Source organism: Tardiphaga sp. 172_B4_N1_3, from assembly GCF_052076035.1.
Lineage (GTDB): Bacteria > Pseudomonadota > Alphaproteobacteria > Rhizobiales > Xanthobacteraceae > Tardiphaga > Tardiphaga robiniae.
Genome location: NZ_CP197238.1, coordinates 3,629,862 through 3,655,560, shown reverse-complemented (window position 1 = coordinate 3,655,560; position 25,699 = coordinate 3,629,862). Strand labels below are relative to the sequence as shown.

Here is a 25,699-nt window from a genome sequence, read left to right as displayed (position 1 = left end):
TATGTTGCCTAAAGCCGCTATTGCATCACGGCAGTGCGGGCGGATGACCGCCACCCGTCGTCCAGGCAGCCGACAGCCGCATCAATTCAGGAGATGGAAGTTTGCTTGATTGACTCCTCCCTGAATTCAGGGTTGCTATCGTTCGGAGACAACCGGGAGAACTGAAGTGACCACTGGCGTAGTAAAATGGTTCAATGCGACGAAGGGCTTCGGCTTTATCCAGCCGGACGATGGCAGCAAAGACGTCTTTGTTCACATCTCGGCCGTCGAGAAGGCGGGGCTGAGCACTTTGAATGAAGGGGCCAAGGTCAGCTTTGAGGAAGTGGCCAACCGTGGCAAGACGTCGGCAGAAAACCTTCGGGTTGGCTGATCGGGCCTCTTTTGCCTGGCGCCGCAAGTCTGGTGGCGCCCGGCTGTCGGCCAAATGACCACATAACTGGCAGCCCGTCGGACTTGTCCCGGCGGGCGTTTCGCGATGATTTCAGCGGCCGGTTGGGTGTCGCGTCGGCTTTCGCGACTGATGGACAGGAATGCTCATCGGGGCCAAGTAAATTCAAGCTGCCGTGCAGCTATCCATATCGTTGTGCATGATTGTCTGGCTGGCGCGGCTATCCCATTTGACCGTGACGCTACTCCAGTCCTTGGCGATGACGGTGCCAAAGTCATTTTTATCGTTCTTCCAAAAGACTGTCGTTCCGAGAACGAGCGCCCTTGATTTTTCACCGGTCACTGTGCGTCTCCCAAAAGTTCTACTTGCCGTTTGGTGAAAGATGCCGGCCACGGACGAGCTGGGCGCGCTGAGAAGCCACATCCAATTGCCTCTACGGTAAAGCTAAGTCAGCTCTTATTTGTCCATCGCTGCGAGCAGGCTTCTTATATCGATCGTCGCGATGTTCGAGTAACTGTCCGAAATCGCATACGGGAAGATAATTTGATCGCCATGCCGCATTGCGCCGCATGTATAGACGACGTTCGGCACATATCCTTCGCGCTCGGACGGCGCAGGTCGAAGGAGCGGTTCGTCCAGGCGCCCCAGCACCTTCGTCGGGTCGTTTTTGTCGAGCAGTGCTGCTCCTATCGAATACTTGCGGACCGGGCCGACACCGTGGGTCAGCAATAGCCAGCCCTCATCTAATTCGATAGGTGAGCCGCAGTTGCCGATTTGAATGAACTCCCAAGGGGCGGCCGGCTTCAGGATCGGCGTGCCGCCATCCCATGTATAAAGATCATCCGAATAGATCAGGTAGAGGTTTTCATTGTCTTGCCGCGCGATCATCGCGAACCGCCCGTCGATTTTCCGGGGGAAAAGTGCCATGCCCTTGTTATGTGATGCGCTGCCTCTGAGGGCTGAAAAGCGAAACGTGACGAAGTCGGACGTCTCGATGATCTCCGAGCGGATCGCCCTGCCGCTATAGGCCGTGTAAGTCGCGTAATAGACCGTTCGCTCGGAATGCTCGAATTTCACGAAGCGCGCATCCTCGATGCCGTTCGATTGCGACTCCGTAATCGGAAAAATGACCCGCTCGCTGATATCCTCGCTGCTACGAAACGTGACGGCGACATCCTCGCCGCCAGGCCCAGACCCGAGGTGTTGAACTGCTGGATTTGATGCGAGGCGTGCGGTCGGATCGATGCTCACGGTCCCGTCGGTATCTACAAGGCCGGTGCGAAATGTCAGGGATGACACATGGCCTTCTCCGACGGCGCGCAGGCTGAGGATGAAGCGCAGGGCGCCGGCTGTCGTTCCCGATTGATCGGGGTGAGGCACGATGCTCGGATTGAAGAGTGCCGATGCTTCAAACGAGTATTCACTCAGGAAATAGGCGCCGACTAGCTGACGCTGAATCGTCGTGAACCGGCTATGGCCGTGGAATGCATCTTCCATTTCGTCAGCGCGGGCCTCGAATGTCTGAAGCAGATTCCGGTGGCGACCCAGAAAGTTTTCAAGCACGTCGGCCAACTGATGCTCTGCCTGCTCGGGACTGAGCGCAAGAATCCGGTCGACAATATGATTGGCGCGCGTCTTATCTGTCGGATTGAGATCGCGTGGCTCCGTCGCAGGTTTAAACGGCCGTACGATGACTCGGGACGCGTCGGGCCGGAGATAGAGCGCCTGGCGATTCAGTATCGGAGATGAGGGCAAAAGGAATCTCAATGGTCTGCTGAGAGGGGGAGCGCAACGTGATCAGGCCACGCGGGTCGCGGATTTGGATTGATCCTCGGCGATACGTGCCATGTGCCGAATTTCGGATAGTCCGAGCAGGTAGGATACGACTGACTCGCCGCCGCGGTTCTCATTAGCACGGTCTGGATGCAGTCCGTCACGACAGCTTCCTGTCTCAAGATCGACGAGCGGGATAGAAAGGTCATTGCTGCCGAGGAACCATGCGAAGACCCGGGCGGCTTCGCTCTTCCATTCAATGTTCTGGTCGGCGCGCCACGCTGCAAGGCTGGCCGCGATGGTGGCAGCAGCCTCGACAGGCTGTTGGTCGAAGCTGCGTGGCTGGCGCCGGATGTCGTGAAATCCCTCCGTGCCCACCGGCCTGAACTGACCGCTGGCTGAGGTCTGCTGTGTCAGCAGCCAGCGCAGGCTTCTCAGCCCGGCATTGAGATAGTCCGGCCGTTTGATCGCAGTGCCGGTGAGAATCAAAGCTTGGCAGAGTCTAGCGTTGTCATAGGAAAGTCCGTTTTCGAACCACACCCAATCGCTCGTCTCGACTTTCTCAAGAAGCGAGACGAGCCTGTCGGCCAGAGCCGTCCGGATTGCATTGGCACGGCTATTGTCGGTGACGGTCGTGCAATACGCATCGAGTCCCAGCAATACGAACGCCCAGGCACGGGGCGAGAGGAAATCGCCGACCTTTGGTAAGGCCTCCGCAAAGAGTGCTGCGGCCCAGGTCCGCCGAGAGGGGTTCGCATCCGAAAGAGCGCAAACGCCCAGTGCCCAAAGCGTGCGCCCATGACTGTCTTCCGATCCGCTTTCTTCCAGCCAGCTGCGATCGAAAGCCATGAAATTTCGAAACCGGTGCGTTTCGGGATTCCACGCATGCTGGACGAAAGCTGCAAAGCGGGAGGTCAGGACCTCCGACAGACGCAGTTCCCCGGGCGTGTTCAACGCGCATGCCAGCAGTAGCGCGCGGGCATTGTCGTCGATGCAATAGCCATGCAAGCGATCCGGAACACTGTGAACCGCATGCTGGAACAGTCCGGTGTCGTCGCACATCGACAGGAAGTGACCAATCTGCATCTCGGGAGGCGCGCGACTATCTCGCAGGAGCGTACTCGTATCCGACTTTGCAATGGTCTTGAGCCGGTGGCGGCGACCCGCGTTCTCGAAAACGGACATGTATCGCTCGGCCGTCCGTTCCCAGGTCATGGAGCGGCTGCTGGCATAGGCGCGCTTGCGCATCGCCTGGCGCAGTGGTGCGTTGATCAGAAGCTTTTCGATCTCAACGCCGATCGCATTCGCATCCGCGAACGGGACGATAATGCCGCGGCCGTCGGCGAGCAATTCGCGAGCATGCCAATAGGGAGTCGATACCACGGCCTTTCCCAAGCCAAAACTATAGGCCAGGGTGCCTGACGTCATCTGAGATTCGTTCAGATAAGGCGTGACGTAGACATCGCACATCGAGATGAAATCGAGCAAGGTCTCCTGGTCAACGAAGCGATCAAGGAAGACAACGTGATCCGCGACGCCAGCTTCGCGGGCCCTTGCAATGAGGGATTCGCGATAGGTCTCGCCTTCGTCATGTACCAGATTTGGATGGGTTGCGCCCAATACGACATAGACCGCACCCGGACAGGCGCTCAGAATGGACGGCATCGCATCGATCATGAATTCGATGCCCTTATTAGGTGAAAGCAGGCCGAACGTCAGAATGACAGACCTGCCGGCAAAGCCGAGCCTCGTCTTTGCATCGTCGGGCTCCACAAAAGCGAATTCCGGAATTCCATGTGGGATGATCTCGATCTTCTCTTCGGCGACCTGATAGATGGTCCGAAGCAGTTCCCGACCTTTCTCCGCCATCACCACCACTTTCGACGACATCTCGACAACGCGTGTGAAGACATCCTTTTGTGCGGCGGTGGGCTCTGCAAGAACCGTATGAAGTGTCGTCACGATCGGCATCTTGAGCAGCGATAGAAGCTGGATGATATCGCTCCCGGCTTCGCCGCCGAAGATGCCGAATTCATGTTGAAGCGACACAACGTCGAAATGGCCGCTGTTCAGGAATTCCGCTGCACGTATGTAGTCGTTGATCAGCTCGTCATTGATCTGAATGCCAACGGTGGCTGGATAGTCATAGAAATGACCGTGATCGGTCATCGCCACGATGACGGTTTTGGAGTCTGCGCGGGCGGCTGCTACTGCGCTTTGCAGATCGGTAGTGAACGTGGCGATCCCACATCGGCGTGGAAGTGAATTGCCAATGAATGCAATGCGGCTGAACACCGTCAATCTGCTGCCTCGCGATTTCAATGTTGAAAGGGCAATCGCTCAAAATTGGCAATGCTGCGCCAGCCGCGGCATATCGGACAATTTCGTGACAAAAGCAGCGCGCGCTCGGCAGGGACCATCAGGGTCATCAATGCGCGCGAACGCAGGGTGCGCTCTTTCTTCGCGAATAGCCATCAGTATCTTCGAGGGCTGGGAGTTGGAACAAGTCGGTCGGAGGTTGGCGATAGAGCGGTGATAATAAATCGGTCTTTCAGTGCCAGCCGTGGTAACGCTCGGGCTCACATAGCGGGAGTACGATATGGCCAAGGGAAATCGCGAAACCAAGAAACCGAAGAAGGTGCCGGTCAAGACGATCGCTGCTGCAGAGAGCCTCAAAGGCGGCGGTCCCAAGATCATGCCGGCGCTGGGCGCGGTCAGAAAGAAGTAGTACCACTCCTCGCGCGGTAGCACTGCACGCTTCCCATCCGGCGTTGAACAGAGGGCTCGCTCACGCGGCGACGATGCGCCAACGTTACGTCATCGAAATGTTCACAGATCGAGGAAAGACATGTCGATCAAGTCGACCATTCGAGATGCATACGGCACGCCTGCGATGTTCGCCGGCTCCAAGACAGGGCAGGAAGATGCACCGTTTGTTTTCATCAATGTTGGCGGCGAGGAGCGCCGGATGAGATCTGCCGAGTGGGAAGCGCTGCCGCCATGGCTAGGCGAGCGCCCGGCCTGGGCAGGCAAAGGCTGACATTCAAGCTCTCTACTTGTCCGCTGGAACGTAAGTGCATACGGCGACTTGTCGGGCTTGAACAATACCGACCAGAAAATGTGAGGCCCTGCAGTGGCGGGGCCCTTTTTATTGGAAGGACCCCCAAGGCCGATGGCACTGCTCTATCCACACCGTCAGCATCTCTCTCGGAGGCTTCAGGTCTGACCTTGTCGGCCACCCGCAAGCGGCGCGCGCATAAGCTGGCGAACGAACCGTCAACAGTTGTTCAGAATGAGCAGAAAAACGCTGTTCAGAACGAAAACGGGGCGTGTCGATAAGGAATTGAAATCGCTTGCTAAAACATGGCTGGGGCGGGAGGGATCGAACCTCCGAATGGGGGAATCAAAATCCCCTGCCTTACCGCTTGGCTACGCCCCAACGGCCGAGGCGACAACAGGCGGGGCGGGCCCGCGGATCGCTTTGGCTCCGTCGGTCTATAGAGAGAGCTCCGCAATTTCAACCACCTGACAGCGGTGTTCCCCGCTTCCGGATGCGCCGGACTTTTGTGCAATTGGGGTGTCGGCTTCTACCGCTGCGCGTGAGCCCCTGACGCACTGAATTTTCCGATTTTCGCGGTCGCATATTAGGCGATAGGGCCTGTGAGCTGGCCCTCGGCGACGTTCCCGAAGCCTGTCCGCGGGCGCGGGCACTCGCCCAACACGCCATAGAATGGGTTCGGAACGACGGTTCTAGAGCTGTATATGTGGGACGTGCTTGAGCGAGACCTCATCGAGGGCCTCGCTATAACCGGCATCCGCGTAGCGGATGACGCCGAGGCCCGTGTCGTTGTCGAGGCTCATGACGAGGCGTTCTGCCGCGGCGGCCGTGCCGTCGGCGATCAGGGTGACCCCGGCGCTGGTCATGTAGCCGGCATAGCCGCCGCCGCCGGAATGAACGGCGACGAGATCGGCCTGGGATGAACACAGCGCCATTGCGTCGAGCAGCGGCCAGTCAGCGATGGCATCTGAACCGTCACGCATGTTCTCGGTCATGATGTTTGGATGCGCCATGCCGGCGGCGTCGAGATGATCGCGCGAGAAGGCGACCGGTCCCTTGAGCGTGCCATTGGCGACGAGTCCATTGACGCCCAGCGCCAATTCGCTGCGCTCGCCATGACCGAGCCAGGCGATGCGGGCCGGTAAGCCCTCGAAAGGCACATACTGGCGAGCGAGCTTGATCCAGTTCGAGACGATCTGGTTATCGCCGAACAGGCGCAGCACGAGATCGTCGATGGCACGGATGTCGTCGGGATCGCCCGACAGTGCCATCCAGCGGAACGGACCGATGGCGCGCGCAAAGAGCGGGCGCAGATAGGCTTCCGTGAAAATGGGGATGTCAAAGGCATTTGCGACGCCGCCTTCCTTGGCGTGGGTGCGAATGAGGTTGCCATTGTCGAACACCTCCGCGCCGCGCGACTGGAACGTCAGCATGGCGCGTACATGATCGACAATCGACGCCCGGCTCTCCTCCATCAATTGTTCCGGCGCTGTCTTGCGCATGATGCGCGCTTCCTCAAGCGATCGGGTCCGAGGTACATAGCCGAACACCAGATCGTGGGCCGCGGTCTGGTCGGTGACGACATCGGGGATGATGCCGCGCCGGGCGATTTCCGGATAGATATCGGCGGCATTGCCGACGAGGCCGACCGACAACGCGCGACGCTCGGCCTTTGCAGCGCCGATCATCTCCAGTGCGGAATCGAGATCGGGGGCGATCACTTCGAGATAACCGATCTCCTTGCGCTTGCGCGCGCGCTCCGGATCGATGTCAACGGTGAGGATCGCCGCACCGGCCATGCGGCCTGCGAGCGGCTGCGAACCGCCCATGCCACCGAGCCCGGCTGTCAGCACGAAGCGCCCAGCGAGGGTGCCGCCGAAGCGACGTTCGGCGATACGCATGAAGATCTCGTAGGTGCCCTGAATGACACCTTGCGAGCCGATATACTGCCAGGCGCCGGCCGTAAGGCCGCCCCAGCAGATCAGACCCTTGCGCTCGAGTTCGTAGAAGATCTCGGCCTTGGCCCATTGACCGACAATGTTGCAATTCGCCATGATCACTAGCGGCGCCTTGGCGTGGGTGCGCAGCAGGCCCACGGGCTTGCCGGACTGGATGACGAGAGTCTGGTCCTCCTCCATCGTCATCAGCGCCTGCACGATGGCCTTGTGTGCGGGCCAGTTACGGGCCGCGCGCCCCAGCGCCGCATAGACGACGAGGTTCGACGGATCCTCACCGACCGCGAGCACGTTTTCCAGAAGGCGCAACAGACCTTCCTGCCGCCAGCCCTTGGCGCGCAGCTTTGGGCCGCCGGGAATCGGAAAATCGGGGTGCCGTGGATTGGCTGATGTCATGGCGGACTCCTGTCGTGTCTCAGGCCAGTGCGTAGCGTGCGATCTCGATGCCCATGGCGCGTTCGACGGAGGGATAGACCGCCGGATCCTTGACGCTGGAGGCAAGCGGAATGATCGTCTTCGGCACATGGAACAGATGCACGTTCATGCCGACCTCGAGATGGCCGACGCTCATCGGTTCAGCCTCGTCGGACAGCGTGGCGATGATGTCCGGGAAGGTCGCGAGACGCTTACCATTTGCGTCGACGATGGCCATATATTCATTCATCACATGCAGCGTGATGGCGCGGTCGCCTTCGCCGATGGTCAGCGTGCCGATATCGAAGGCCTCCGGTGTATAGACGACGTTCTTCGCAGTAATCCTGCCGCTGCCGAGGATGGAGCCGCCGGTGTCCTTGCAGATCGCGTCGATCACGGCAGACGGGCCTTTGGGCTCGGCCGCGAGAATGGCTTCGCCGAGGCGCAGCGCCAGCGAGATGCCACCGAGTGCGGCGTTGTCGCGCACATAGGACGCGCGGACCGGATTGCGGCAAGAAGCGATAAAGCCGCCGGACATGTCGCCGGCAGTACGCAGGATCGGCGATACCTTGGCGGTGGCGCCGCGCACGGTAAGTTCGATGTAGCGGTTCTCGGCGCGGTTGCCGCCGGCGGCGGTCTGGATCATCGGCTCGGGCGAGCCAGCAAGGCCGATCGATCCCATGTCGCCGGTCGGATGCGCGCGCATGTCGCCCACGGCATCCACCACCTTGGTGCCGAGCAGTGCCGATGGCAGCCACGCATTCATGGTGGAGGACTTGCCGTTCTGACCGATGATGAGGCCTTTCAGCGGTTCACCCAGCGCGTCCTGCAGCAGTTGCACGGCGCGGACGTAATCCTTGCCCTGCATCTCCCAGGCGGTGGTCGACGCCGGCGCGCCGATCGCAGCGGCAGTGGCGACCCAGTCGTCGTCGTCGAGTTCGTCGATCGACACGAGCTCGGGCTTGCCGACGAGAATCGCGGCGCGGCCGAGCATGCGCCCGTGATCCGCCCAGCCGCCGCCACCGGCAGCGTAGACACCGCCGCCGCGCACGGCGGCTTCAATATCGCGTTCGGTCAGAATACGTCCCATCGGAATGTCTCCTCGGCAGATGTTCTTGTGTTCGATACGTGTTCGGTGATCGGAACGGCGGGCGTCACGCCACCGGCAGTCGCTCCGGGAGGAGCAGCGGCGGCCGCACGAATTGTCCGCTGCCAGGTTCGGCGAGAACCTTGCTGCCATCGAAAGCAAGCTGGCCGCGCACGTAGGTCGCAGCCACGGTCCACGGCAGCGTGATGCCGTTATAGGGGGACCAGCCGACCACGTTGTTGCCGCTTGCGGCACCGTCATAGACGATGGGCTTGTCCACCAGCACGGTGATGTCGGCGTCGAGGCCAGGCGCCAGCGCGCCCTTGCGATCGTCGATGCGGAAGTGCCGCGCCGGATTGAACGACATCAGCTTCGCGGCATGGGTCAGCGGCAATTTGCGTTCGACGAGGCCCTTTACCAGTAGCGGCACCATGGCTTCGAGGCCGGGGACGCCGGACGCATTGGCAAGCATGTCCGGATTGATCTTGCGATCTTCCGACCAACTGACGTGATCGGTCGAGACCAGCGAGACGCGTCCGGCTGCAAGCTCTGCCCACAGCGCTTCGACATCGGCACGCGGGCGCACCGGCGGATTGATCTTGGCCTTGCCGCCGAGGCGGGAGACGTCGTTCTCCTCGTCGAGCACGAGATAGTGGATGCAGCATTCCACCGTGGCGTGATGACCCTCGGAGCGATACCACGCCGCAATGTCATAACCGCGTGCGACAGAACAATGCACCACATGGGCGGGACAACCGGTCTCGGCGCCGGTCTCATAGATCTGCAGCATCGCCAGGATTTCGGCGAGCGGCGGGCGCGACATCGCATGCGCACGCCAGTCGGTAATGCCTTTTGCCTTCACCTTGGCGACGGCATCGCGGATGAATTCGTCGTCCTCGTTGTGGACGCCGGCGGCTAGGCCGGTCGGCGCAATGGCGGCGAAACAATCGGCGAGCAGCGGCGCGGGGATGCGCGGAAAGCGCTTCGGGTCAGTGCCGAAGGTGGAGAACTTGAAGGCGGCGACGCCGGCCTTCGCCTGTTCGGCGATGCGTGCCGGACCCTCTTCGGGGTCGATGGTGCCATAGAGCGCGAAATCCACGCGCGCTTGCTTGCTCGCATGGGCAATCTTGCGCTCGACCGCAGCAGCGGAACAAACCAGATCACCTTCGTCATAGGGCATGTCGACGATAGTGGTCACACCGCCGGCTGCGGCGGAGCGCGTCGACCAGACGAAGTCTTCCTGGTTGCGCTGTGACAGCGAGTGGACCTGTGCGTCGATGGCGCCGGGCAGGATCATGCCGGACTTGAAGTCCTGCCGCTCGCGTGCGGCAGGCGGCGTGCCTTCGCCGACCGCACCCACGCGCCCGTCTTGGACCGCGACCCAGCCGTTCTCGATGATGCTGTCGTGACCGATCACCTTGCCGGTGAGAACCAGATCGAAATCCATGTGTAACTCCACATTCGCCGCCGGCGAGCCGGCTTGTCGTGATGGTCCCGCGGGACCGTGTGTCCTAGAGCCTGTGCTCCAGCTGTGCGATCAGCCGCACGACTGGCAACAGCAAGAGCAGATAGATGATGGCCGCGAGGATCAGCGGCGATGAGTTGTAGGTGAGCGAGCGCGCTAGATTGGCGGAATGCAGCAGCTCCGGCACCGAGATGACGCTGGCCAGCGTCGTGAGCTTCACCAGCTCGACCGTGTTCGAGAGCAAATCGGGTAGCACGTTGCGGATCGCCTGCGGCAGCGTCACGTAAAGCAATGTCTGCGTCGCGGAGAGACCAGTCGACCGCGCGGCCTCGCGCTGGCCCTTCGGCACGCTGACCATGCCTGCGCGATAGATTTCGCCGTAGTAACTTGCCGAATTGATCAGGAAGGCGACGGCCACAGCGACCAGCGCCGGCACGCGCAGCCCGATAAAGGGCAGGCCCGCATAGACGAAGACCAGCAGCACCAGCGGCGGAAAGGCGCGGAAGAAGTCGACGGCGGCGATCGCCGGCCAGCGCAGCAGGCGATAGGGGCTGGTGGTCAGCAACATCACGAGGATACCGCTGACGAGGCCGATCGGGATCAGGAACGAGCACAGTAGCAGCGTCTGCAGCAGACCCTGCAGCAGGAACGGTGCGACCTTCGCCATGACGTCGAGATTGAAGAATTCCTGCGTGAACTGCTCCATCAGTGCTCACCCCACCGATAGTTGCGTTCGAGCGTACGGGAGGCGATCACCAGTGGAATGAAGACCAGCACGTAAAGTAGCGCGCCCATGGTCAGCGGCGTCGCATTGGCGGACATCGACAGCGCGGAATTGGCGCGGCCAAGAATCTCGTTGACACCGATGGCGCTGCCAAGCGCGAGGTTCTTGGTGATGGAGATCGCGCGGTTGGTGAGCGGCGGAATGCCGAGGCGGACCGCCTGCGGTAGGATCACATAGCGCAGCGTCTGAGCGAAGGTGAGCCCTGTCGAGCGCGCGGCCAGCCACTGGCCTTTTGGCACTGAGGTAATGCCGGCCCAGAAGATCTCTTCGGCAAAGGCCGCAAGCACCGCACCGAGGGACATCCATAGCACGATGAGGCTGGGCAGGACGATGCCGATATTTGGGAAGCCGAAGAATAATACCAGGATGATTGCGAGCGGCGGCAGGGAGCGGAAAATGTCGACGAACACGATGATGAGGAAATTGACCGGCTTCCAGCCGATCGCCCGGAGCGCCGCGAGGCCGAAGCCGGCGCCGATACCGGTGATGACCACTGCGAGACCGGCAAGAATGGTAACGCCGGCGCCCTGCAAAATCTCCCAGCCGTACTTCATCGCGATATCCGCATTGAAGAAGGTGAAGACGAAACGGTCCCAGTTGCTCATCGCGTCGGCGGCGGTCATGACCTAGTGCCTGATCTGCGCGAGGAAACGTTTGGTGCGATCTTCCTGCGGCCGGAGGAAAACGTCTTCGGCACTGCCTTGCTCGATGACGAGACCGCCATCGAGGAACACGACCTTGTCGGCGGCCTCGCGGGCGAAATTCATCTCGTGGCTGGCGATCACCATGGTGATGCCGCGAGCACGCAGATCCTTGACGACGGCGAGCACGCTGCCGACGAGTTCAGGGTCGAGTGCCGAGGTCGGCTCATCCATCAGGATGATCTTGGGATTGAGCGCGAGCGAGCGCGCAATGCCGATGCGTTGCTGTTGGCCGCCGGAGAGCTGCGCGGGATAGGACGCTGCCTTGTCGGGCAGGCCCACCAGCGCCAGCATCTCCGCGGCACGGGCATTGGCGTCGGCTGTGCTCATGCCGGCGACCTTGCGCAGGGCCAGCGTGATGTTCTTCTGCACGGTGAGGTGCGGATAAAGGTTGAAGCTCTGGAATACCATGCCGATCTGTCGCCGTGCGGCATTGATGTCGGTGCGCGGCGACAAAAGGTCGACATTGTCCATGATGATGGAGCCGCCATCCGGCTCCTCCAGACGATTGCAGCAGCGCAGCAAGGTGCTCTTGCCCGAACCGGATGGGCCGATCAGAAAGACCAGCTTGCCCGGCTCAACCAGAAGATCGACGCCCTTCAGGACTTCGGTGGTGCCGAAGCTCTTCCGGACGCCGCGTGCTTCGAGCAGATAGCGGGGTACAGGCGCTGCTGCTGCCGAACTCATGAACAGGTCGGCTTCTGCTCGGTCGCGTCATAGCCGGCAACGCCTGGTGCGCCATAACCGGGATAGATGGTGGTGGTCGCCGATCCGGCCTCGGGCTCGACGCCGAACCACTTCACGTAAAGCTTCTTCAGCGTGCCGTCCTGCTTCATGCAGACCAGTGCGTCTTCGAGCTTGTTGCGCAATTCGGTATTGCCGTTGCGCAGCGGCATGCTCCAGACGAGGCCCGTCTTGTAGAGAAAGGCATTCTTCAGCCGCGGATTGTTCTTCACGATCCAGGCGACGACGGTTGCGGCCGAGATGTTGGCGTCGGCACGGCCGGCAAGCACGGCCTGCGCCGCGTCGGTGCTGGTGGCGAAGGATTCCGACTTCCAGCCATATTTGGCGGCGTTGTCGTTGACCCATTTCTCGTAGATCGCACCTTTCTGCACGGCGATGGTCTTGCCGGAGAGATCTTCGAGATTGGTGATGGGAGGTGCCGAAGCCAGCGTCATGAAACGATAGTCGGCGTCGACGAAGCCTTCCATGAACAGCAACTGCTGCGCGCGCTCGGGCGTGACAGTGACCACAGCAGCGAGGAAGTCGTAGGTGCCGGCCTGAAGTGCCGGAATGAGACCGGCGAATTGCGCGCCTTCCACCGTGATCGGGCGTTTGATGCGCTTCGACATTTCATCAACGACGTCGATATTGAAGCCTTCAAGGCCGCCTGACAGTTTGGGCATGGCATGCGGCGCGAAGGTCGAGTCGATCGCGGACTTCAGTTCCTGCGTCTGAGCGAATGCGGGGCTGGCCAAAGCCAGAAGCCCGGCGGCAAGGATCATTGCTTTCATCGAACACCTCCATTGGTGCGGCCAGGCCAAGCCGGCAGCTGGCTCCGCGGTCCTTGTCATGAAGGCTAACGCAATTGCGCATCGGGGGGATATCCCATTTGATGGACATCCTATACGCTCTCGCTGCAGCGCGGAAAAATCGACTACAGACCCGGATGACAATGGAATGGACATTGCGACCTTGGTGATGACAGCCGTGGTACTTCGTTGCGGCAATGTGCGCGAAGCCGCGCGTCAACTTGGACGCGCACCCAGTACGCTCTCGGCAGCGGTGAAACGGTTCGAGCGCTCCATTGCGGCGCCGTTGTTGAATCGCGTGGGTGCCGCTAGCTTTCTCACGCTCGAGGCACGGCGAATGCTGGATGAGATTGAAGCCGCAGCGGATATCGCGATGGGGATGATCGCGCCCGATAAGGCAGGCGATGCAGCACGGGCTTTCTGCGCCGAGTGTGATGTCAGTCTCACGGCCTTGCAGCGTGTCGCATTGGTTGCGGAAACCGGCAGCGTTCGTCGTGCCGCACGCATCATCCGTCTCGGTCAGCCGCAACTCGCGCGACAGATTGCACGCGTTGAAGATGAACTCGGCAGCGTGTTGTTTCATCGCTCCCGTATCGGTGTCACGCCGACGCCGGCATGCCAGTTGCTGGTCACGTCGCTGGCTGAACTTGAAAAAACCATGCAACGACTGTCACGGCGTGCGCGTGAGCGTTTTCGTTCGACCAATGCCACCATCAGGCTCGGCGCGGTGATGCCGCTCGGCCATGAAAGCAATGTCGCGCGGCTGCTGGCCTTTCTCGTCGCAGCCTGGCAGCGGGATCGGCCGACGCAGCCGCTGTTTGTCACCAATGGTACGGCAGAGGATCTGCTCACTGGACTGAAGGACAAGCGCTGCGATGTGGCGCTGATCGACAGCGATACGATCCCCGCAGATGTCTCGTCGCGCGCGCTGGTGCGATCGAAGCTTGTGGTCGTCGGCGCGCGCGAGGTGCTGGGTGACCAGCCCGATGTCATGCAGGTGCTTCGGCGACAGCCGCTAGCGCTACCCAGCCGACGCACCGGGCTCGGCCAAGCCGCGCACAAACTGCTGGCGCAATTGCTGCCTCAGGCAGAGATCGATGCGCTGACAATCACGGAAATCGACTCGATCCCGATCATTGCCAACCTGATGCTGGATTTCGGCTTCGTGTCAGTACTCCCCGAAAGCGCACTCGTCTCGTTCGATGCACGCCTCGTGGCGCTGTCGGTTGATCCCGGGCTTGAGCTTATCCTGTCGCTGGTCTGGGTACAGACCGAAGGCGCGCGGCGCGGCGCCCGCTCCATTCTTGCTGCCCTGCGCAACTATGCGCCGGCAACGCCAGCAGCCGCCATGATGGTCAACAGCGATTGATTTGAATGAGCGTGGCTACCCCGTTGCCGCTGACCATGAATTATAATTCTTGATCTTTTCCAACTTCGTGCATTATGCTGCAGAGATGTGAGCGCGGGTGGAGGGCAATGCTCCCACTTGGCGTCAAACTGCATTGGTAGGCCGGATCAACCGGTCATCAATTATTCCGAGGGGAGACGAGCCGATGACCACCAAGGGGTTTCTGCGTCCGTTGACGCGGCGCGCGATGCTGTCCGGGACCGCCGGTGCAGCAACATTCATTGCGACGTCGCCGCTTCATGGCCCGGCCATCGCGCAGAACGCGCCATTGAAGGTGGGGATGATGCTTCCCTACACCGGGACCTATGCGAAGCTTGGCCAATTCATCGATGACGGCTTCCGTCTTTATGTCGAGCAGAAGGGTGGCAAGCTCGGCGGGCGCGACATTGCGTTCGTGCAGGTGGACGATGAATCGAAGCCGGAAGCAGCCACCGACAACATGAACCGGCTGGTCGGCCGCGAGAAGGCTGACGTCGTTGTCGGCACCGTTCATTCCGGCGTGGCCATGGCGATGGTCAAGGTCGCGCGCGACACCAAGACGCTGCTGATCATTCCGAATGCTGGCGCCAATGATGCGACTGGTCCGGCCTGCGCGCCGAACATCTTCCGTACGTCGTTCTCGAATTGGCAGAGTACCTACCCTATGGGCAAGGTGATGGCCGATGCTGGTATCAAGAACGTTGTCACGATCACATGGCGCTACACGGCCGGTGCTGAGATGATCGGCGCCTTCGCTGAAAACTTCACCAAGAACGGCGGCAAGATCGTAGCTGACCTGACGGTGCCATTTCCAGAGGTGGAATTTCAGGCACTGATCACGCAGATAGCGCAGTTGAAGCCCGATGCCGTGTTCAGCTTCTTTGCAGGCGGTGGCGCGGTGAAATTCGTCAAGGACTATGCGGCGGCCGGCCTGAACAAGACCATTCCGCTTTATGGCGCGGGCTTTCTGACCGACGGTACAATCGAAGCGCAGGGTGAAGCCGCCAAGGGCATCAGGACGACGCTGCATTACGCGGACAATCTCGATAATCCCGCCAATCTCGCCTTCCTCAAAGCCTTCAAGGCCAAGACAGGCAAGGACGGCGATATCTACGCCGTACAGGGCTACGATGGCGCGGCGCTGCTGGATATCGGGCTGACGGCCGTCGGCGGCGACTTTAATGCGCGCGACAAGATGATCGCGGCGATGGGCGCTGCGAAGATCGACAGCCCGCGCGGGCCGCTGTCCTTCAACAAGGCGCATAACCCGATCCAGAACATCTATCTGCGCGAGGTCCGCAACGGGCGTAACGAGATGATCTCGGTCGCCCAGGCCGATGTCGACGATCCCGCGCGGGGCTGCAAGATGTCCTGACGCATCGTTGCGCGGTCTGTCGATGAAGATCGAATCGTCGAAGCCTGTTGCGCGCAATACCGTCCGTGAAGGAGGTGGCGCTGCGCAGCCAGGTACGGCCTCATGCTTGATTGCGCCGGCGACTGAAGGTGGCCCGCCGTGGTTGGATTGATCTGATGGACCTCATCACACTAGGCGTTCAGTTGCTGAATGCAGTTCAGTATGGCGCAGTCCTGTTCCTGGTCGCCAGCGGCCTGACCCTGGTGTTCGGCATCCTGGGGGTCATCAATCTCGCCCATGGCGCGTTCTATATGCTCGGCGCCTATCTGGCTTACTGGATCACGTTGATGACCGGCAGTTTTACCGTCGCCCTGCTTGGCGGCGTGCTGGTTGCCTTCATCACCGGCATTCTGCTTGAGACCGTCTTCGTTCGTCTTCTCTACGGCCGGGATCATCTGGCACAGGTGCTGCTCAGCTTCGGCCTCATCCTGGTCATCGATGAAATCAGGCAGTTGCTGTTCGGCAAGGACGTGCACGCGGTTGCTCCACCCGCGTGGTTGTCGGGGTCGATCCAGTTGACCGACAACCTGTCCTATCCGGTTTACCGGCTGGCGATCTGTGTATTCTGCCTGATGGTGGCACTCGTCATCTTCTTCGTGATCACGCGCACCAAAATCGGCATGATCGTGCGGGCAGGTTCGGAAAATCGCGAGATGGCGCGCGTGCTCGGCATCAAGTTCGACCGGGTCAATCGCTACGTCTTTGCCGCCGGCATTGCGCTGGCTGCGCTCGGCGGCATCCTGATCGCGCCAATCTCGACAGTGTTTCCCGGCATGGGCGATGGCATGCTGATCCTGTCCTTTGTCGTGGTCGTGCTCGGCGGCATCGGTTCGGTCGCTGGCGCAGCCGTCGGCGCACTGCTGATCGGCCTCACGGATACGTTCGGAAAGGTGTTCTTTCCCAGCGTGTCCAGCATTCTGATCTATGTGGTGATGGCAGCCGTGTTGCTGTGGCGGCCCAGCGGAATTCTCGGACGCCAGGATGCTTGATATGAGCATGCCCAATCTGCGGGTCCGATTGTTCGGCATCGCCTGTTTGGCTATGGCGATTGCGCTGCCATTCTGTGTATCGACCTATTACACGCAATTCTTTGCCAAGGCGCTCATCATGGGCATGCTGGCCATGTCACTGAATCTCGTGGTCGGCCATGGCGGTTTGGTGAGCCTCTGTCATGCCGCCTTTTTCGGCCTCGCGGGATACGTGCTTGCGCTGTTGTCGCCTCGTTATGATGCGGCGTCGCTGTTAACGACGCTTCCGATTGCGATCCTGTGCTCCGGCACTGCGGCCCTGCTAATTGGCGCGCTGGTGCTGCGTACCCGCGGCGTCTATTTCATCATGGTGACGCTCGCGTTCGGCGAGATGCTGTTCTTCTTCTTCCACGATACCAAATTCGCGGGCGGATCGGATGGCATCTCCATCAACATCCGGCCCGAGATCGCCATTGCCGGCAGCCAATTGCTCGATCTCGACAAGCCCATGACTTTCTACTTTGTCGCGCTGGGTTTCCTGGTGGGCGTGATCGCTTTGCTCACGATGGTGGTCCGCTCACCTTTCGGGCGGGCGCTGGCGGCAGCCCGGGACAATGAGCGCCGGGCGCGGTCGCTCGGCTTCCCGATCTTTCGCCTCCGTCTGACGGCGTTCACCCTGTCTGGCGCGCTGGCGGGCGTTGCCGGTTATCTGGCCGCGGCGCAGTTCGGCTTCGTCGCGCCGCAGATGCTGGGATGGCACCAGTCGGCGACAATCCTGGTCATGGTGCTGATCGGTGGCCTGCGCTCGGTCACCGGGCCGCTGGTCGGTGCGCTGGTTCTGATCGGCATGGAAGAAGTGCTGAAGGCGCATCTCGACAACTGGAAGCTTGTCGAAGGCTTGATCATCATTGGCATCGTCATCCTGCTGCCCAATGGTGTCCGGCAGATCTGGTCGATGGTGTTCGGCGCGTCGCCGCAACGCGCGGCCGAAATCAAGCCTGCAGCTGCGGAAGCTCGTCATGCATGACATTGCGCTGCGTGCCGCTGGATTGCAGAAGCGCTTCGGAGGCCTGCTGGCCGTTTCCGACGTGTCGATCGACATTCGCGCCGGCGAGATCCATGCGGTGATCGGCCCGAACGGTGCCGGAAAATCTACGCTGATCAATCTCTTGGCCGGCGAACTTCTGCCAACCTCGGGTGAGGTCTTGCTGAATGGCGTGGATATCACCTCCTTGTCGCCGGACCGCCGCGCGCGTGCTGGCCTCGGCCGCGCCTATCAGAAGACGACGTTGTTTGCGCAGTTTAGCGTGCATGAGAATGTGCGTCTTGCGGCGCAGGCCCGTTCAACCGCGCCGCTCCGGATGTTTGGTGGCACGCGGTCCGACCGGCCATATCTCAAGTTGGTCACCGATGCGATCGACCGGGTCGGGTTATCCGCACGCTCGCAGATCGTTGCCGATAAGCTAAGTCACGGCGAACAGCGCCAGCTCGAGATCGCGATGGTGCTGGCGACCAATCCGCAGGTCATTCTGCTCGATGAGCCACTGGCCGGCATGGGACCATCGGAGGCGCGGGGCATCATCGGATTGATTGCGTCGCTGAAGGCCGACCGTGCGCTGCTGGTGGTGGAGCACGACATGGATGCGGTGTTCGAACTTGCAGACCGGTTGACGGTGATGCAGGACGGTCGTGTCATTGCCACAGGTTTGCCACAGGACGTGCGCGTGGATCCTGGCGTACGCGCCGCCTATCTCGGGGCTGATGGAGGCATCGCGTAATGGCCTTGCTCGAGGTGGAAAAGCTCGATGCGTTTTACGGCGCCAGCCAGATTCTGCACGGCGTCGATCTGACCTTTGCGCCGGGCGAGCAGGTGGCGCTAATCGGTCGCAACGGTATGGGCAAGACCACACTGCTGCGCTCGCTGATGGGATTGATGCCCCTTTGCCGTGGCAGTTTGCGTTTCCACGGCCGTGATATCCGCAATGCAGCACCCGAAACGATCGCGCGATGCGGCATGGCGCTGGTGCCGGAGGGCAGGGGCATTTTCGGCTCGCTATCGGTGATCGAAAATCTGGTGATGGCTGCGCGACCAGGCAATCACGGCCGTCAGTCCTGGACCCTGCCGAAAATCTTCGAGCTGTTTCCGCGTCTGCATGAACGCCGCAATAATGGAGGGCACCAACTGTCGGGGGGCGAGCAGCAGATGCTGACTATCGGTCGCGCGCTGATGACCAATCCCGATATGATCATGATCGACGAAGCCACGGAAGGTCTGGCGCCGCTGGTGGCGCTGTCGATCTGGCAGACGCTGGCGATCGTCCGGGGCGAAGGCATCGCGACCATCGTCGTCGACAAGGATTTTCGGAGTCTGGCGAAAGTCGCCGACCGAATGGTAATCCTGTCGAAGGGCTGCGTGGTGTTCGACGGAACACCGGTGGCATTGGCCGCGCAGCCGGACGTGCTGGAGCGCCATCTCGGCGTTTGAGCGGTCAGGCCACGACGACGGTCAACGCATCGTCATTGGCCGCAATAATATTGTCGGAAAGCGGTTCCGGCCATTGCACCACGAGGCGGCCGAACAGATCGTTGAGCTCTTCCCGGTCAATGGCGTCGTAAAAACAGGGCGTCGTGGCGCGCGCGATGAAGCTGTGTAGCAGGTGCGCGGCGTCGTAGTCGTAGACGATATCGCCGGGAACGCTTCCCGGCTTGCGCAGCAGGAAGGTTCGCAGGCTTGTCAGGCGTGCCTGCCCGCCGTCTGTTGCGGCAAAGGAGAGCACGGCTGTCTGATGCGCGATGCGCGGGCCGTCCTGCATCCGGTCATACATCGGCAGCGCATTGGCGCTGATGACATCGGCGAGATCGCGGAAATCGTTTGAGACGTCTTCGATATGCAGGGTATTGCGGATCGCCATGACCCCGACGGGATCGAAGCCGCGTGCTTGCAGAAGCTCGCCCAGTGTCACGACGCAGCGCTTCTTAGTCCGAAAGCCTGGGCATTGGTGTTCAACACGCGCGACACCGCGCCGACCAGTTGCGCGGCAGCCTTGTCCTTGCTGAGGCCGGCCGTATCGACAATGGCGGATGCCCGGGAATAGAGCGGTTCGCGGCTCAGCAGGATCGTGCGCAATTCCTGCATGGCGGAGCGGTCGTCGGCCATCGGGCGCAAGTCACCTTGGCGGCGGACGCGCGCCATATGTTCTTCGGGCTTGGCCTTGAGCCAGATTGTGTAGAACGACGACAATACCCGATCGAAGGTCACGGGTTCCGAGACGATGCCGCCGCCGGTCGCAAGGACGATGGGCTCCTTGCGTCCCAGCAGGCCGTTCAGCGCCGCCTGTTCCATGCGGCGAAAGCCCTCCTGTCCATAGAGGGCGATGATCTCGGCGACCGATAGTCCGTTGTGCTGCTCGATCTCCTTGTTGAGTTCGACGAAGCTCCAGCCGATCTTGTCCGCCAGCAATTTGCCGAGGGTCGATTTTCCGGCGCCGCGCAGCCCGATCAGGGCGATGCCGCTGAATGACATATAATTCTGGAACTGACCGTTCCCCCGTCCGGCGAGAACGTCCTTGGCCTGGGCGATCTGGTTCGGTGTCGCGTTACGAACGAGGTCGCGAATGATCGGCCATTCCGTTGTCGGTTCGTCCGCTGGAATCAGATCTTCGAGATGGGCACCCATGGCGTCGGACACCCGGCGCAGCAGCACGATAGACACGTTGCCCTTGCCGCTTTCCAGTTGCGCGATGTAGCGCTCCGAAATCCCTGACACTTTTGCCAGCACCTTTCGCGACATGCCGCGCAGGCCGCGCATGGTGCGGACACGCTGACCGAGCTGTTCAAGAAAGGCAGTTTCGGGATCGGCCTGGTCGGTCATGTGGTGTGCGTGCTCGCAGAGGATTTCAGGAAAGATAATTCCGGATGCGATTGACAGCAACCGGAGTTGGTGACTTTATATGAATTATAATTCAAAAAAGACGATAGGGAGAGCACCGTGAGCAACGGTTGTGGAATCGCCCAAGGTGCAGACGCATCATGAGTGGGCCGTCCAGTTCTTACAATGCGGTGACTTGGCTTCTCGACCGCAACATCGATGAGGGCCGTGGCAGCAAGCTCGCCTTCACCGATACGGTGACCGAACTGACCTATGGCGACCTGCAGGTAAAAAGCTGCCAACTGGCCAATTTACTGAAGCGGCTCGGTGTCCGGCGCGAAGAACGCGTCGCGATGATTATGCTCGACACCGTCGACTTTCCGGTGGTGTTCCTCGGCGCGATCCGGGCCGGCATCGTCCCGGTGCCGCTCAACACTCTGCTGACCTCGGACCAATATGCCTATGTGCTGGCCGATTGCCGGGCGCGCGTGTTGTTCATTTCCGCGGCGTTGTTGCCGGCGGTCGACGACATGCTCGGTCGTTTGCCGGATCTTGAGCATGTGATTGTGGTCGGTGGCGCTGGCAATGGCCGCAAGAGTCTGGCTGACGAAGTCAGGAATGAGAGCACAAGCTTCACCACGGTCGCGACCCATGCGGACGAACCTGCCTTCTGGTTGTACTCGTCCGGATCCACGGGCATGCCGAAAGGCGTTCGCCATCTGCACGCCAGCCTGGAAGCAACGGCGACCACCTATGGCAAGCAGGTTCTCGGCATCCGCGAGGACGATGTCGGACTGTCTGCGGCCAAATTGTTCTTCGCCTACGGTCTCGGCAACGCCATGACATTTCCCATGTCGGTTGGCGCCACGACGGTGCTCAACCCGGAGCGACCCACGCCGGCCACCATGTTCGGCCTGATGCGCCGGTATCAGCCGAGCATCTTTTTCGGGGTGCCGACATTGTTCGCGGCGATGCTGAACGATGAGGGGTTCAAAACGGAAGCCCGCCTCCCGCGCCTGCGCATTTGCACCTCGGCTGGTGAAGCGCTGCCGGAGCCGGTGGGGAACGGCTGGAAGAGCCGCTTCGGCGTCGATATTCTCGATGGCGTCGGCTCAACCGAGCTGCTGCATATCTTTCTGTCGAATGCTCCCGGCGATATCAAATACGGCACGTCCGGCCGGCCGGTGCCAGGCTATCGTGTGCGGCTCGTCGATGATGCTGGCCTCGATATTGCCGATGGAGAAATCGGCGAGTTGCTCGTCGATGCTCCGTCTGCCGGCGAGGGATACTGGAATCAGCGCAGCAAGAGTCGTCGCACGTTCGAAGGTCATTGGACGCGCACGGGCGATAAATATGTGCGCGAAGCCGACGGGCGCTATACGTTCTGCGGACGTGCCGATGACATGTTCAAGGTGTCCGGCATCTGGGTGTCCCCTTTCGAGGTCGAGAGCGCGCTGATCGCGCATCCCGCCGTATCCGAAGCGGCGGTCGTACCGGAGGCCGACGCCGAGGGGCTGTTGAAGCCGAAGGCCTTCGTGGTGCTGAAGCCGAATGCCGTGGTCGAGGGCCTACGCGAATCCTTGAAGGATCACGTCAAGCAACGGATCGGTCCGTGGAAATATCCACGCTGGATCGAGGTTGTCGATTCCCTTCCCAAAACAGCCACCGGAAAAATCCAGCGCTACAAATTGCGCGACGGAGCGGCGGTCTGAAACCGAGAGATGGATGACAAGATGAGCGCATTGCAATCTGCGGGACGGCTGACCATCGGTGCGTCCGAACTCGAATATCGCATGATCGGTCCGCAACCCGACGCGGCGCCGACCATCGTGCTGCTGCATGAAGGGCTGGGCTCGGTCGCGCTGTGGGGCGACTTCCCGGACAAGCTTCAGGCGGCGACCGGCGCAGGCGTCTTCGTCTATTCACGCGCCGGCTACGGGTCCTCGACATCGGTGACGTTGCCGCGGCCACTCGATTACATGCATGTGGAAGCGCTTGAGGTGCTGCCGCAACTGCTCGATGCCATCGGCTTTCGCCGCGGCTTGCTGGTCGGTCATTCCGATGGCGGATCCATCGCGACAATCTATGCCGGCGGCATTCAGGACCATCGCATCCGCGGCGTCTCGATGATCGCGCCGCATTTCGTCGTCGAGGATATTTCCGTAGCGTCCATCGCCGATATCAAGAGGGCGTACGAACAGGACGACCTGAAAGCCAAGCTCGCGCGCTGGCATGATGACGTCGACAACGCGTTTTATGGCTGGAACGGCGCATGGCTCGATCCGCAGTTCCGCGACTGGGATATTTCCGACTATCTCGCTTATGTGCGCGTGCCCGTGCAGATTTTGCAGGGAGCCGACGATCAGTACGGCACCATGAAGCAGATCGAGATCGCCGAGGTCGAATGCTATTGCCCGGTGGATGTCGAGATCATTCCCGGCGCTGCGCATTCGCCCCATCGCGAGGCCCCCGAGGTCACGCTGAATGCCGTGGCGGATTTCGCCAATCGCTTGCTGCATTTTCACGGCGAGGGTGAATTACGCGCTGCGTAAGCGGGCACGATCGTGACTGTCACTCCTTCTCTTGCGATGCCGCGCTGGCCCTATCGGCTCGGCAAGCAGACGAAGGCTGATCACGACACGCTGACGCAGGCCAAGGCGCTGGTCCCGCTGCGCTATGCCCGGTTCGTCCCGGCGGATGATCCGGCGTTGCGCTACGGGCTCGCGCTCAACGATGCCGGCTTCTTCTGGGAGGCTCACGAAATTCTCGAGGCTGTTTGGAAGGTCGCGCCGCAAAGAGGGCGCGACCGGATTCTGCTTCGCGCCTGTATTCAGGTTGCCAATGCCAATCTGAAACTCAGTCTGCAGCGGCCGCGCGCGGCACATCGATTGCTACAGGACGCACTGTCCGAACTCGATGAACTCGCCATGCGCCCGCCGGCGGGTATTGCCGGAAGCTTTTCCGAGCACTTTCCGGTCGCGATGCTGGCGTCTGCGCTCGCGCATCAACTGGCGGTCGACGAGGCCGAGCGGGGTCCGGTCAAGATCACCGGGACATGAAAGAAAATGCATAATTCTATCGGATTTCCCTAGACGCCCCCAATATCATGAATTATTGTGCATATAACCAAGGCGCACGGCGCATAAATCAAGACTGTCAAAGGGTGGAGCATGGCCGCAGAGCAACGCGTTCTCTCGAACGGCGCCAAATTTATCGACTTCCAAACCGATCCGTCGCGCTACCGCCACTGGAAGCTCAGTGTTGATAACGACGTGGCGACGCTCACCATGGATGTCGATGAGAATGGCGGTCTGTTCGAGGGCTATCAGCTCAAACTGAATTCCTACGATCTTGGCGTCGATATCGAACTGGCGGATGCCGTGCAGCGGCTTCGTTTTGAGTATCCCGAGGTCAAGGTCGTGCTGCTGCGCTCTGGCAAGAACCGCGTGTTCTGCGCTGGCGCCAATATCCGCATGCTGGCCGGCGCTACTCATGCTCACAAAGTCAATTTTTGCAAATTCACCAATGAGACTCGCAACGGCTTTGAAGACTCGAGCGAAAATTCCGGCCAGCGCTTCATTTCGGTGATCAACGGGACAGCTGCAGGCGGCGGCTATGAACTGGCGCTGGCCACCGATCACATTATCATGGCAGACGATGGATCGGCGGCGGTGGCGCTGCCGGAAGTGCCGTTGCTGGCGGTGCTGCCGGGCACTGGCGGTCTGACGCGCGTGGTCGACAAGCGCAAGGTGCGCCGCGATCACGCAGATTACTTCTGCACGATCGAGGAAGGCATCAAAGGCAAGCGCGCAGTGGCGTGGCGGCTGGTCGATGACATCATTCCGAACAGCAAGCTTGAAGCCAAGGTCGCGGAGCGGGCCAAAGAGTTTCTGGCGACGTCGAAACGTAGTGGCGCCGGCGATGGTCTCAAGCTGGCACCGCTGAATCGCCGCTTCGATGACAGCGGTATTCGTTACGGTCTGGTCAATGTCGATATCAATCGCGCCGAACGGATTGCCACTATCTCGATTAAAGCGCCTGACGCGGCGGCGCCGTCGGATGTCGAGGGCATGATGGCGCAGGGCGCTTCCTTCTGGCCGCTGCAGGTGGCGCGCGAGCTGGACGACGCCATTCTGCATCTGCGAATCAATGAACTTGAGACAGCCATGCTCGTGTTCAAGTCGCATGGCGAAGGCGCCAATGTGCTGGCTCATGACGCCTTCCTCGAAACGCACAAGGCGCATTGGCTGGTCAACGAGATCCGGCAATACTGGAAGCGGGTGTTGAAGCGCATCGATGTGACCTCGCGCACGCTGGTGACGCTGGTCGAGCCGGGCTCGTGCTTTGTCGGCACCTTGGCCGAACTCGTCTTCGCTGCGGACCGCTCCTACATGCTGGTCGGCCAAAAGCAGGGCGACAACCGCGCGCCGCCGGCCATCGTATTGAGCGCGATGAATTTCGGACCTTACCCGATGAGCCACGGGTTGACGCGGCTGCAGTCGCGCTTCCAGGCCGATCCGGAAGATGTCACCCGCGCGAAAGCGAGGATCGGCGAGCCGCTCGATGCGGAAACCGCCGAGCAGCTCGGGCTCGTCACCTTCGCGCTCGATGACATCGACTGGGATGACGAGGTGCGTGTGTTCTTCGAAGAACGCTGCAGCTTCTCACCCGACAGCCTCACGGGCATGGAAGCCAATCTGCGCTTTGTCGGGCCGGAGACGATGGAATCGAAAATCTTCTCGCGGCTGACGGCCTGGCAGAACTGGATCTTCCAGCGGCCCAATGCGGTCGGTGAGAACGGCGCGCTTGGACGTTACGGCACCGGCCAGAAGGCGCAGTTCGACATGACACGCGTGTAGCGTCCGCAACTGGAACAGCGCGGCCATGTGTCACTCTTTGCATAAA

General features: G+C 60.9%; 25 protein-coding genes and 1 tRNA gene. 13 read left to right on the top strand and 13 right to left on the bottom strand.

Translation table 11 applies throughout. The features are described from left to right. The first annotated feature begins 166 nt into the window (after window positions 1–166). On the top strand, window positions 167–370 hold the full coding sequence (locus AB7783_RS17355; RefSeq protein ID WP_068734860.1) for a cold-shock protein: 204 nt from the start codon (window positions 167–169) through the stop codon (window positions 368–370). A gap of 183 nt (window positions 371–553) precedes the next feature. Here the strand turns inward: AB7783_RS17355 and AB7783_RS17350 are convergent, their stop codons facing one another. From AB7783_RS17350 to AB7783_RS17340, 3 genes are all read right to left on the bottom strand, one after another. Continuing rightward, window positions 554–730 carry a hypothetical protein gene (locus AB7783_RS17350; RefSeq protein ID WP_158596714.1) on the bottom strand — a complete coding sequence of 59 codons (177 nt, stop codon included), beginning with the start codon at window positions 728–730 and terminating at the stop codon, window positions 554–556. Between the two features lie 114 nt (window positions 731–844). Next, window positions 845–2,143, bottom strand: coding sequence for a glycoside hydrolase family 130 protein (locus AB7783_RS17345; protein WP_175366316.1), 1,299 nt, complete (start codon window positions 2,141–2,143; stop codon window positions 845–847). A 42-nt stretch (window positions 2,144–2,185) separates the two neighbouring features. Next, window positions 2,186–4,462 carry a glycosyltransferase family 4 protein gene (locus tag AB7783_RS17340; protein ID WP_441278297.1) on the bottom strand — a complete coding sequence of 759 codons (2,277 nt, stop codon included), beginning with the start codon at window positions 4,460–4,462 and terminating at the stop codon, window positions 2,186–2,188. Between the two features lie 298 nt (window positions 4,463–4,760). Between AB7783_RS17340 and AB7783_RS17335 the strand changes: the two genes are divergently transcribed. Continuing rightward, on the top strand, window positions 4,761–4,889 hold the full coding sequence (locus AB7783_RS17335; RefSeq protein ID WP_256461248.1) for a hypothetical protein: 129 nt from the start codon (window positions 4,761–4,763) through the stop codon (window positions 4,887–4,889). 120 nt (window positions 4,890–5,009) lie between these two features. Then, on the top strand, window positions 5,010–5,201 hold the full coding sequence (locus AB7783_RS17330) for a hypothetical protein (RefSeq protein ID WP_439064919.1): 192 nt from the start codon (window positions 5,010–5,012) through the stop codon (window positions 5,199–5,201). A gap of 324 nt (window positions 5,202–5,525) precedes the next feature. On the opposite strand, the gene AB7783_RS17325 is transcribed toward AB7783_RS17330, so the two are convergent. The 8 genes from AB7783_RS17325 to AB7783_RS17290 form a co-directional block, all read right to left on the bottom strand. Beyond that, a tRNA-Gln gene (locus AB7783_RS17325) sits at window positions 5,526–5,600 on the bottom strand. Between the two features lie 311 nt (window positions 5,601–5,911). Further along, on the bottom strand, window positions 5,912–7,570 hold the full coding sequence (locus AB7783_RS17320; protein ID WP_441278296.1) for a urocanate hydratase: 1,659 nt from the start codon (window positions 7,568–7,570) through the stop codon (window positions 5,912–5,914). 19 nt (window positions 7,571–7,589) lie between these two features. Continuing rightward, the gene (locus AB7783_RS17315; protein ID WP_441278295.1) at window positions 7,590–8,678 is read right to left on the bottom strand and encodes a DUF917 domain-containing protein; all 1,089 of its coding nucleotides are present in this window, start codon (window positions 8,676–8,678) and stop codon (window positions 7,590–7,592) included. Window positions 8,679–8,742: 64 nt separating this feature from the next. Beyond that, window positions 8,743–10,122: a dihydroorotase gene (locus tag AB7783_RS17310; protein WP_441278294.1), complete on the bottom strand. Its 1,380-nt coding sequence runs from the start codon at window positions 10,120–10,122 to the stop codon at window positions 8,743–8,745. 64 nt (window positions 10,123–10,186) lie between these two features. Next, window positions 10,187–10,846, bottom strand: a complete 660-nt coding sequence (locus AB7783_RS17305; protein WP_441278293.1) for an amino acid ABC transporter permease — start codon at window positions 10,844–10,846, stop codon at window positions 10,187–10,189. Beyond that, the gene (locus AB7783_RS17300; protein ID WP_199711958.1) at window positions 10,846–11,547 is read right to left on the bottom strand and encodes an amino acid ABC transporter permease; all 702 of its coding nucleotides are present in this window, start codon (window positions 11,545–11,547) and stop codon (window positions 10,846–10,848) included. The genes AB7783_RS17305 and AB7783_RS17300 overlap by 1 nt, the downstream gene beginning before the upstream one ends. 3 nt (window positions 11,548–11,550) lie before the next feature. Continuing rightward, on the bottom strand, window positions 11,551–12,312 hold the full coding sequence (locus tag AB7783_RS17295) for an amino acid ABC transporter ATP-binding protein (RefSeq protein WP_120286992.1): 762 nt from the start codon (window positions 12,310–12,312) through the stop codon (window positions 11,551–11,553). After that, window positions 12,309–13,139, bottom strand: a complete 831-nt coding sequence (locus AB7783_RS17290) for a transporter substrate-binding domain-containing protein (RefSeq protein ID WP_441278292.1) — start codon at window positions 13,137–13,139, stop codon at window positions 12,309–12,311. Before AB7783_RS17290 ends, AB7783_RS17295 begins: the two co-directional genes overlap by 4 nt. Window positions 13,140–13,305: 166 nt before the next feature. Here AB7783_RS17290 and AB7783_RS17285 point away from each other — a divergent pair, with 166 nt between their 5' ends. From AB7783_RS17285 to AB7783_RS17260, 6 genes are all read left to right on the top strand, one after another. After that, window positions 13,306–14,526: a LysR family transcriptional regulator gene (locus AB7783_RS17285; RefSeq protein WP_441278291.1), complete on the top strand. Its 1,221-nt coding sequence runs from the start codon at window positions 13,306–13,308 to the stop codon at window positions 14,524–14,526. A 184-nt stretch (window positions 14,527–14,710) separates the two neighbouring features. Then, on the top strand, window positions 14,711–15,919 hold the full coding sequence (locus AB7783_RS17280; protein WP_441278290.1) for an ABC transporter substrate-binding protein: 1,209 nt from the start codon (window positions 14,711–14,713) through the stop codon (window positions 15,917–15,919). 155 nt (window positions 15,920–16,074) lie between these two features. Further along, window positions 16,075–16,947, top strand: a complete 873-nt coding sequence (locus tag AB7783_RS17275; RefSeq protein WP_441278289.1) for a branched-chain amino acid ABC transporter permease — start codon at window positions 16,075–16,077, stop codon at window positions 16,945–16,947. A 1-nt stretch (window position 16,948) separates the two neighbouring features. Continuing rightward, window positions 16,949–17,953: a branched-chain amino acid ABC transporter permease gene (locus AB7783_RS17270; RefSeq protein WP_309943631.1), complete on the top strand. Its 1,005-nt coding sequence runs from the start codon at window positions 16,949–16,951 to the stop codon at window positions 17,951–17,953. Further along, window positions 17,946–18,704 (top strand): ABC transporter ATP-binding protein, encoded by a 759-nt coding sequence (locus tag AB7783_RS17265; RefSeq protein ID WP_309943632.1) that lies wholly within the window; start codon window positions 17,946–17,948, stop codon window positions 18,702–18,704. The genes AB7783_RS17270 and AB7783_RS17265 overlap by 8 nt, the downstream gene beginning before the upstream one ends. Further along, window positions 18,704–19,411, top strand: coding sequence for an ABC transporter ATP-binding protein (locus AB7783_RS17260; RefSeq protein ID WP_309943634.1), 708 nt, complete (start codon window positions 18,704–18,706; stop codon window positions 19,409–19,411). The genes AB7783_RS17265 and AB7783_RS17260 overlap by 1 nt, the downstream gene beginning before the upstream one ends. Window positions 19,412–19,415: 4 nt before the next feature. Here the strand turns inward: AB7783_RS17260 and AB7783_RS17255 are convergent, their stop codons facing one another. After that, window positions 19,416–19,889: a hypothetical protein gene (locus AB7783_RS17255; protein ID WP_439064909.1), complete on the bottom strand. Its 474-nt coding sequence runs from the start codon at window positions 19,887–19,889 to the stop codon at window positions 19,416–19,418. Further along, window positions 19,886–20,797, bottom strand: a complete 912-nt coding sequence (locus tag AB7783_RS17250; protein WP_441278288.1) for a helix-turn-helix transcriptional regulator — start codon at window positions 20,795–20,797, stop codon at window positions 19,886–19,888. The genes AB7783_RS17255 and AB7783_RS17250 overlap by 4 nt, the downstream gene beginning before the upstream one ends. A gap of 158 nt (window positions 20,798–20,955) precedes the next feature. Between AB7783_RS17250 and AB7783_RS17245 the strand changes: the two genes are divergently transcribed. The 4 genes from AB7783_RS17245 (at window position 20,956) to boxC (ending at window position 25,653) form a co-directional block, all read left to right on the top strand. Then, window positions 20,956–22,506, top strand: a complete 1,551-nt coding sequence (locus AB7783_RS17245; RefSeq protein ID WP_441278287.1) for a benzoate-CoA ligase family protein — start codon at window positions 20,956–20,958, stop codon at window positions 22,504–22,506. Window positions 22,507–22,527: 21 nt separating this feature from the next. Then, window positions 22,528–23,346 (top strand): alpha/beta fold hydrolase, encoded by an 819-nt coding sequence (locus AB7783_RS17240; protein ID WP_441278286.1) that lies wholly within the window; start codon window positions 22,528–22,530, stop codon window positions 23,344–23,346. A gap of 36 nt (window positions 23,347–23,382) precedes the next feature. Continuing rightward, window positions 23,383–23,853, top strand: coding sequence for a DUF309 domain-containing protein (locus AB7783_RS17235; RefSeq protein ID WP_093756979.1), 471 nt, complete (start codon window positions 23,383–23,385; stop codon window positions 23,851–23,853). 111 nt (window positions 23,854–23,964) lie between these two features. Beyond that, window positions 23,965–25,653, top strand: coding sequence for a 2,3-epoxybenzoyl-CoA dihydrolase (gene boxC / locus AB7783_RS17230; protein WP_441278285.1), 1,689 nt, complete (start codon window positions 23,965–23,967; stop codon window positions 25,651–25,653). Window positions 25,654–25,699: the final 46 nt, after the last annotated feature.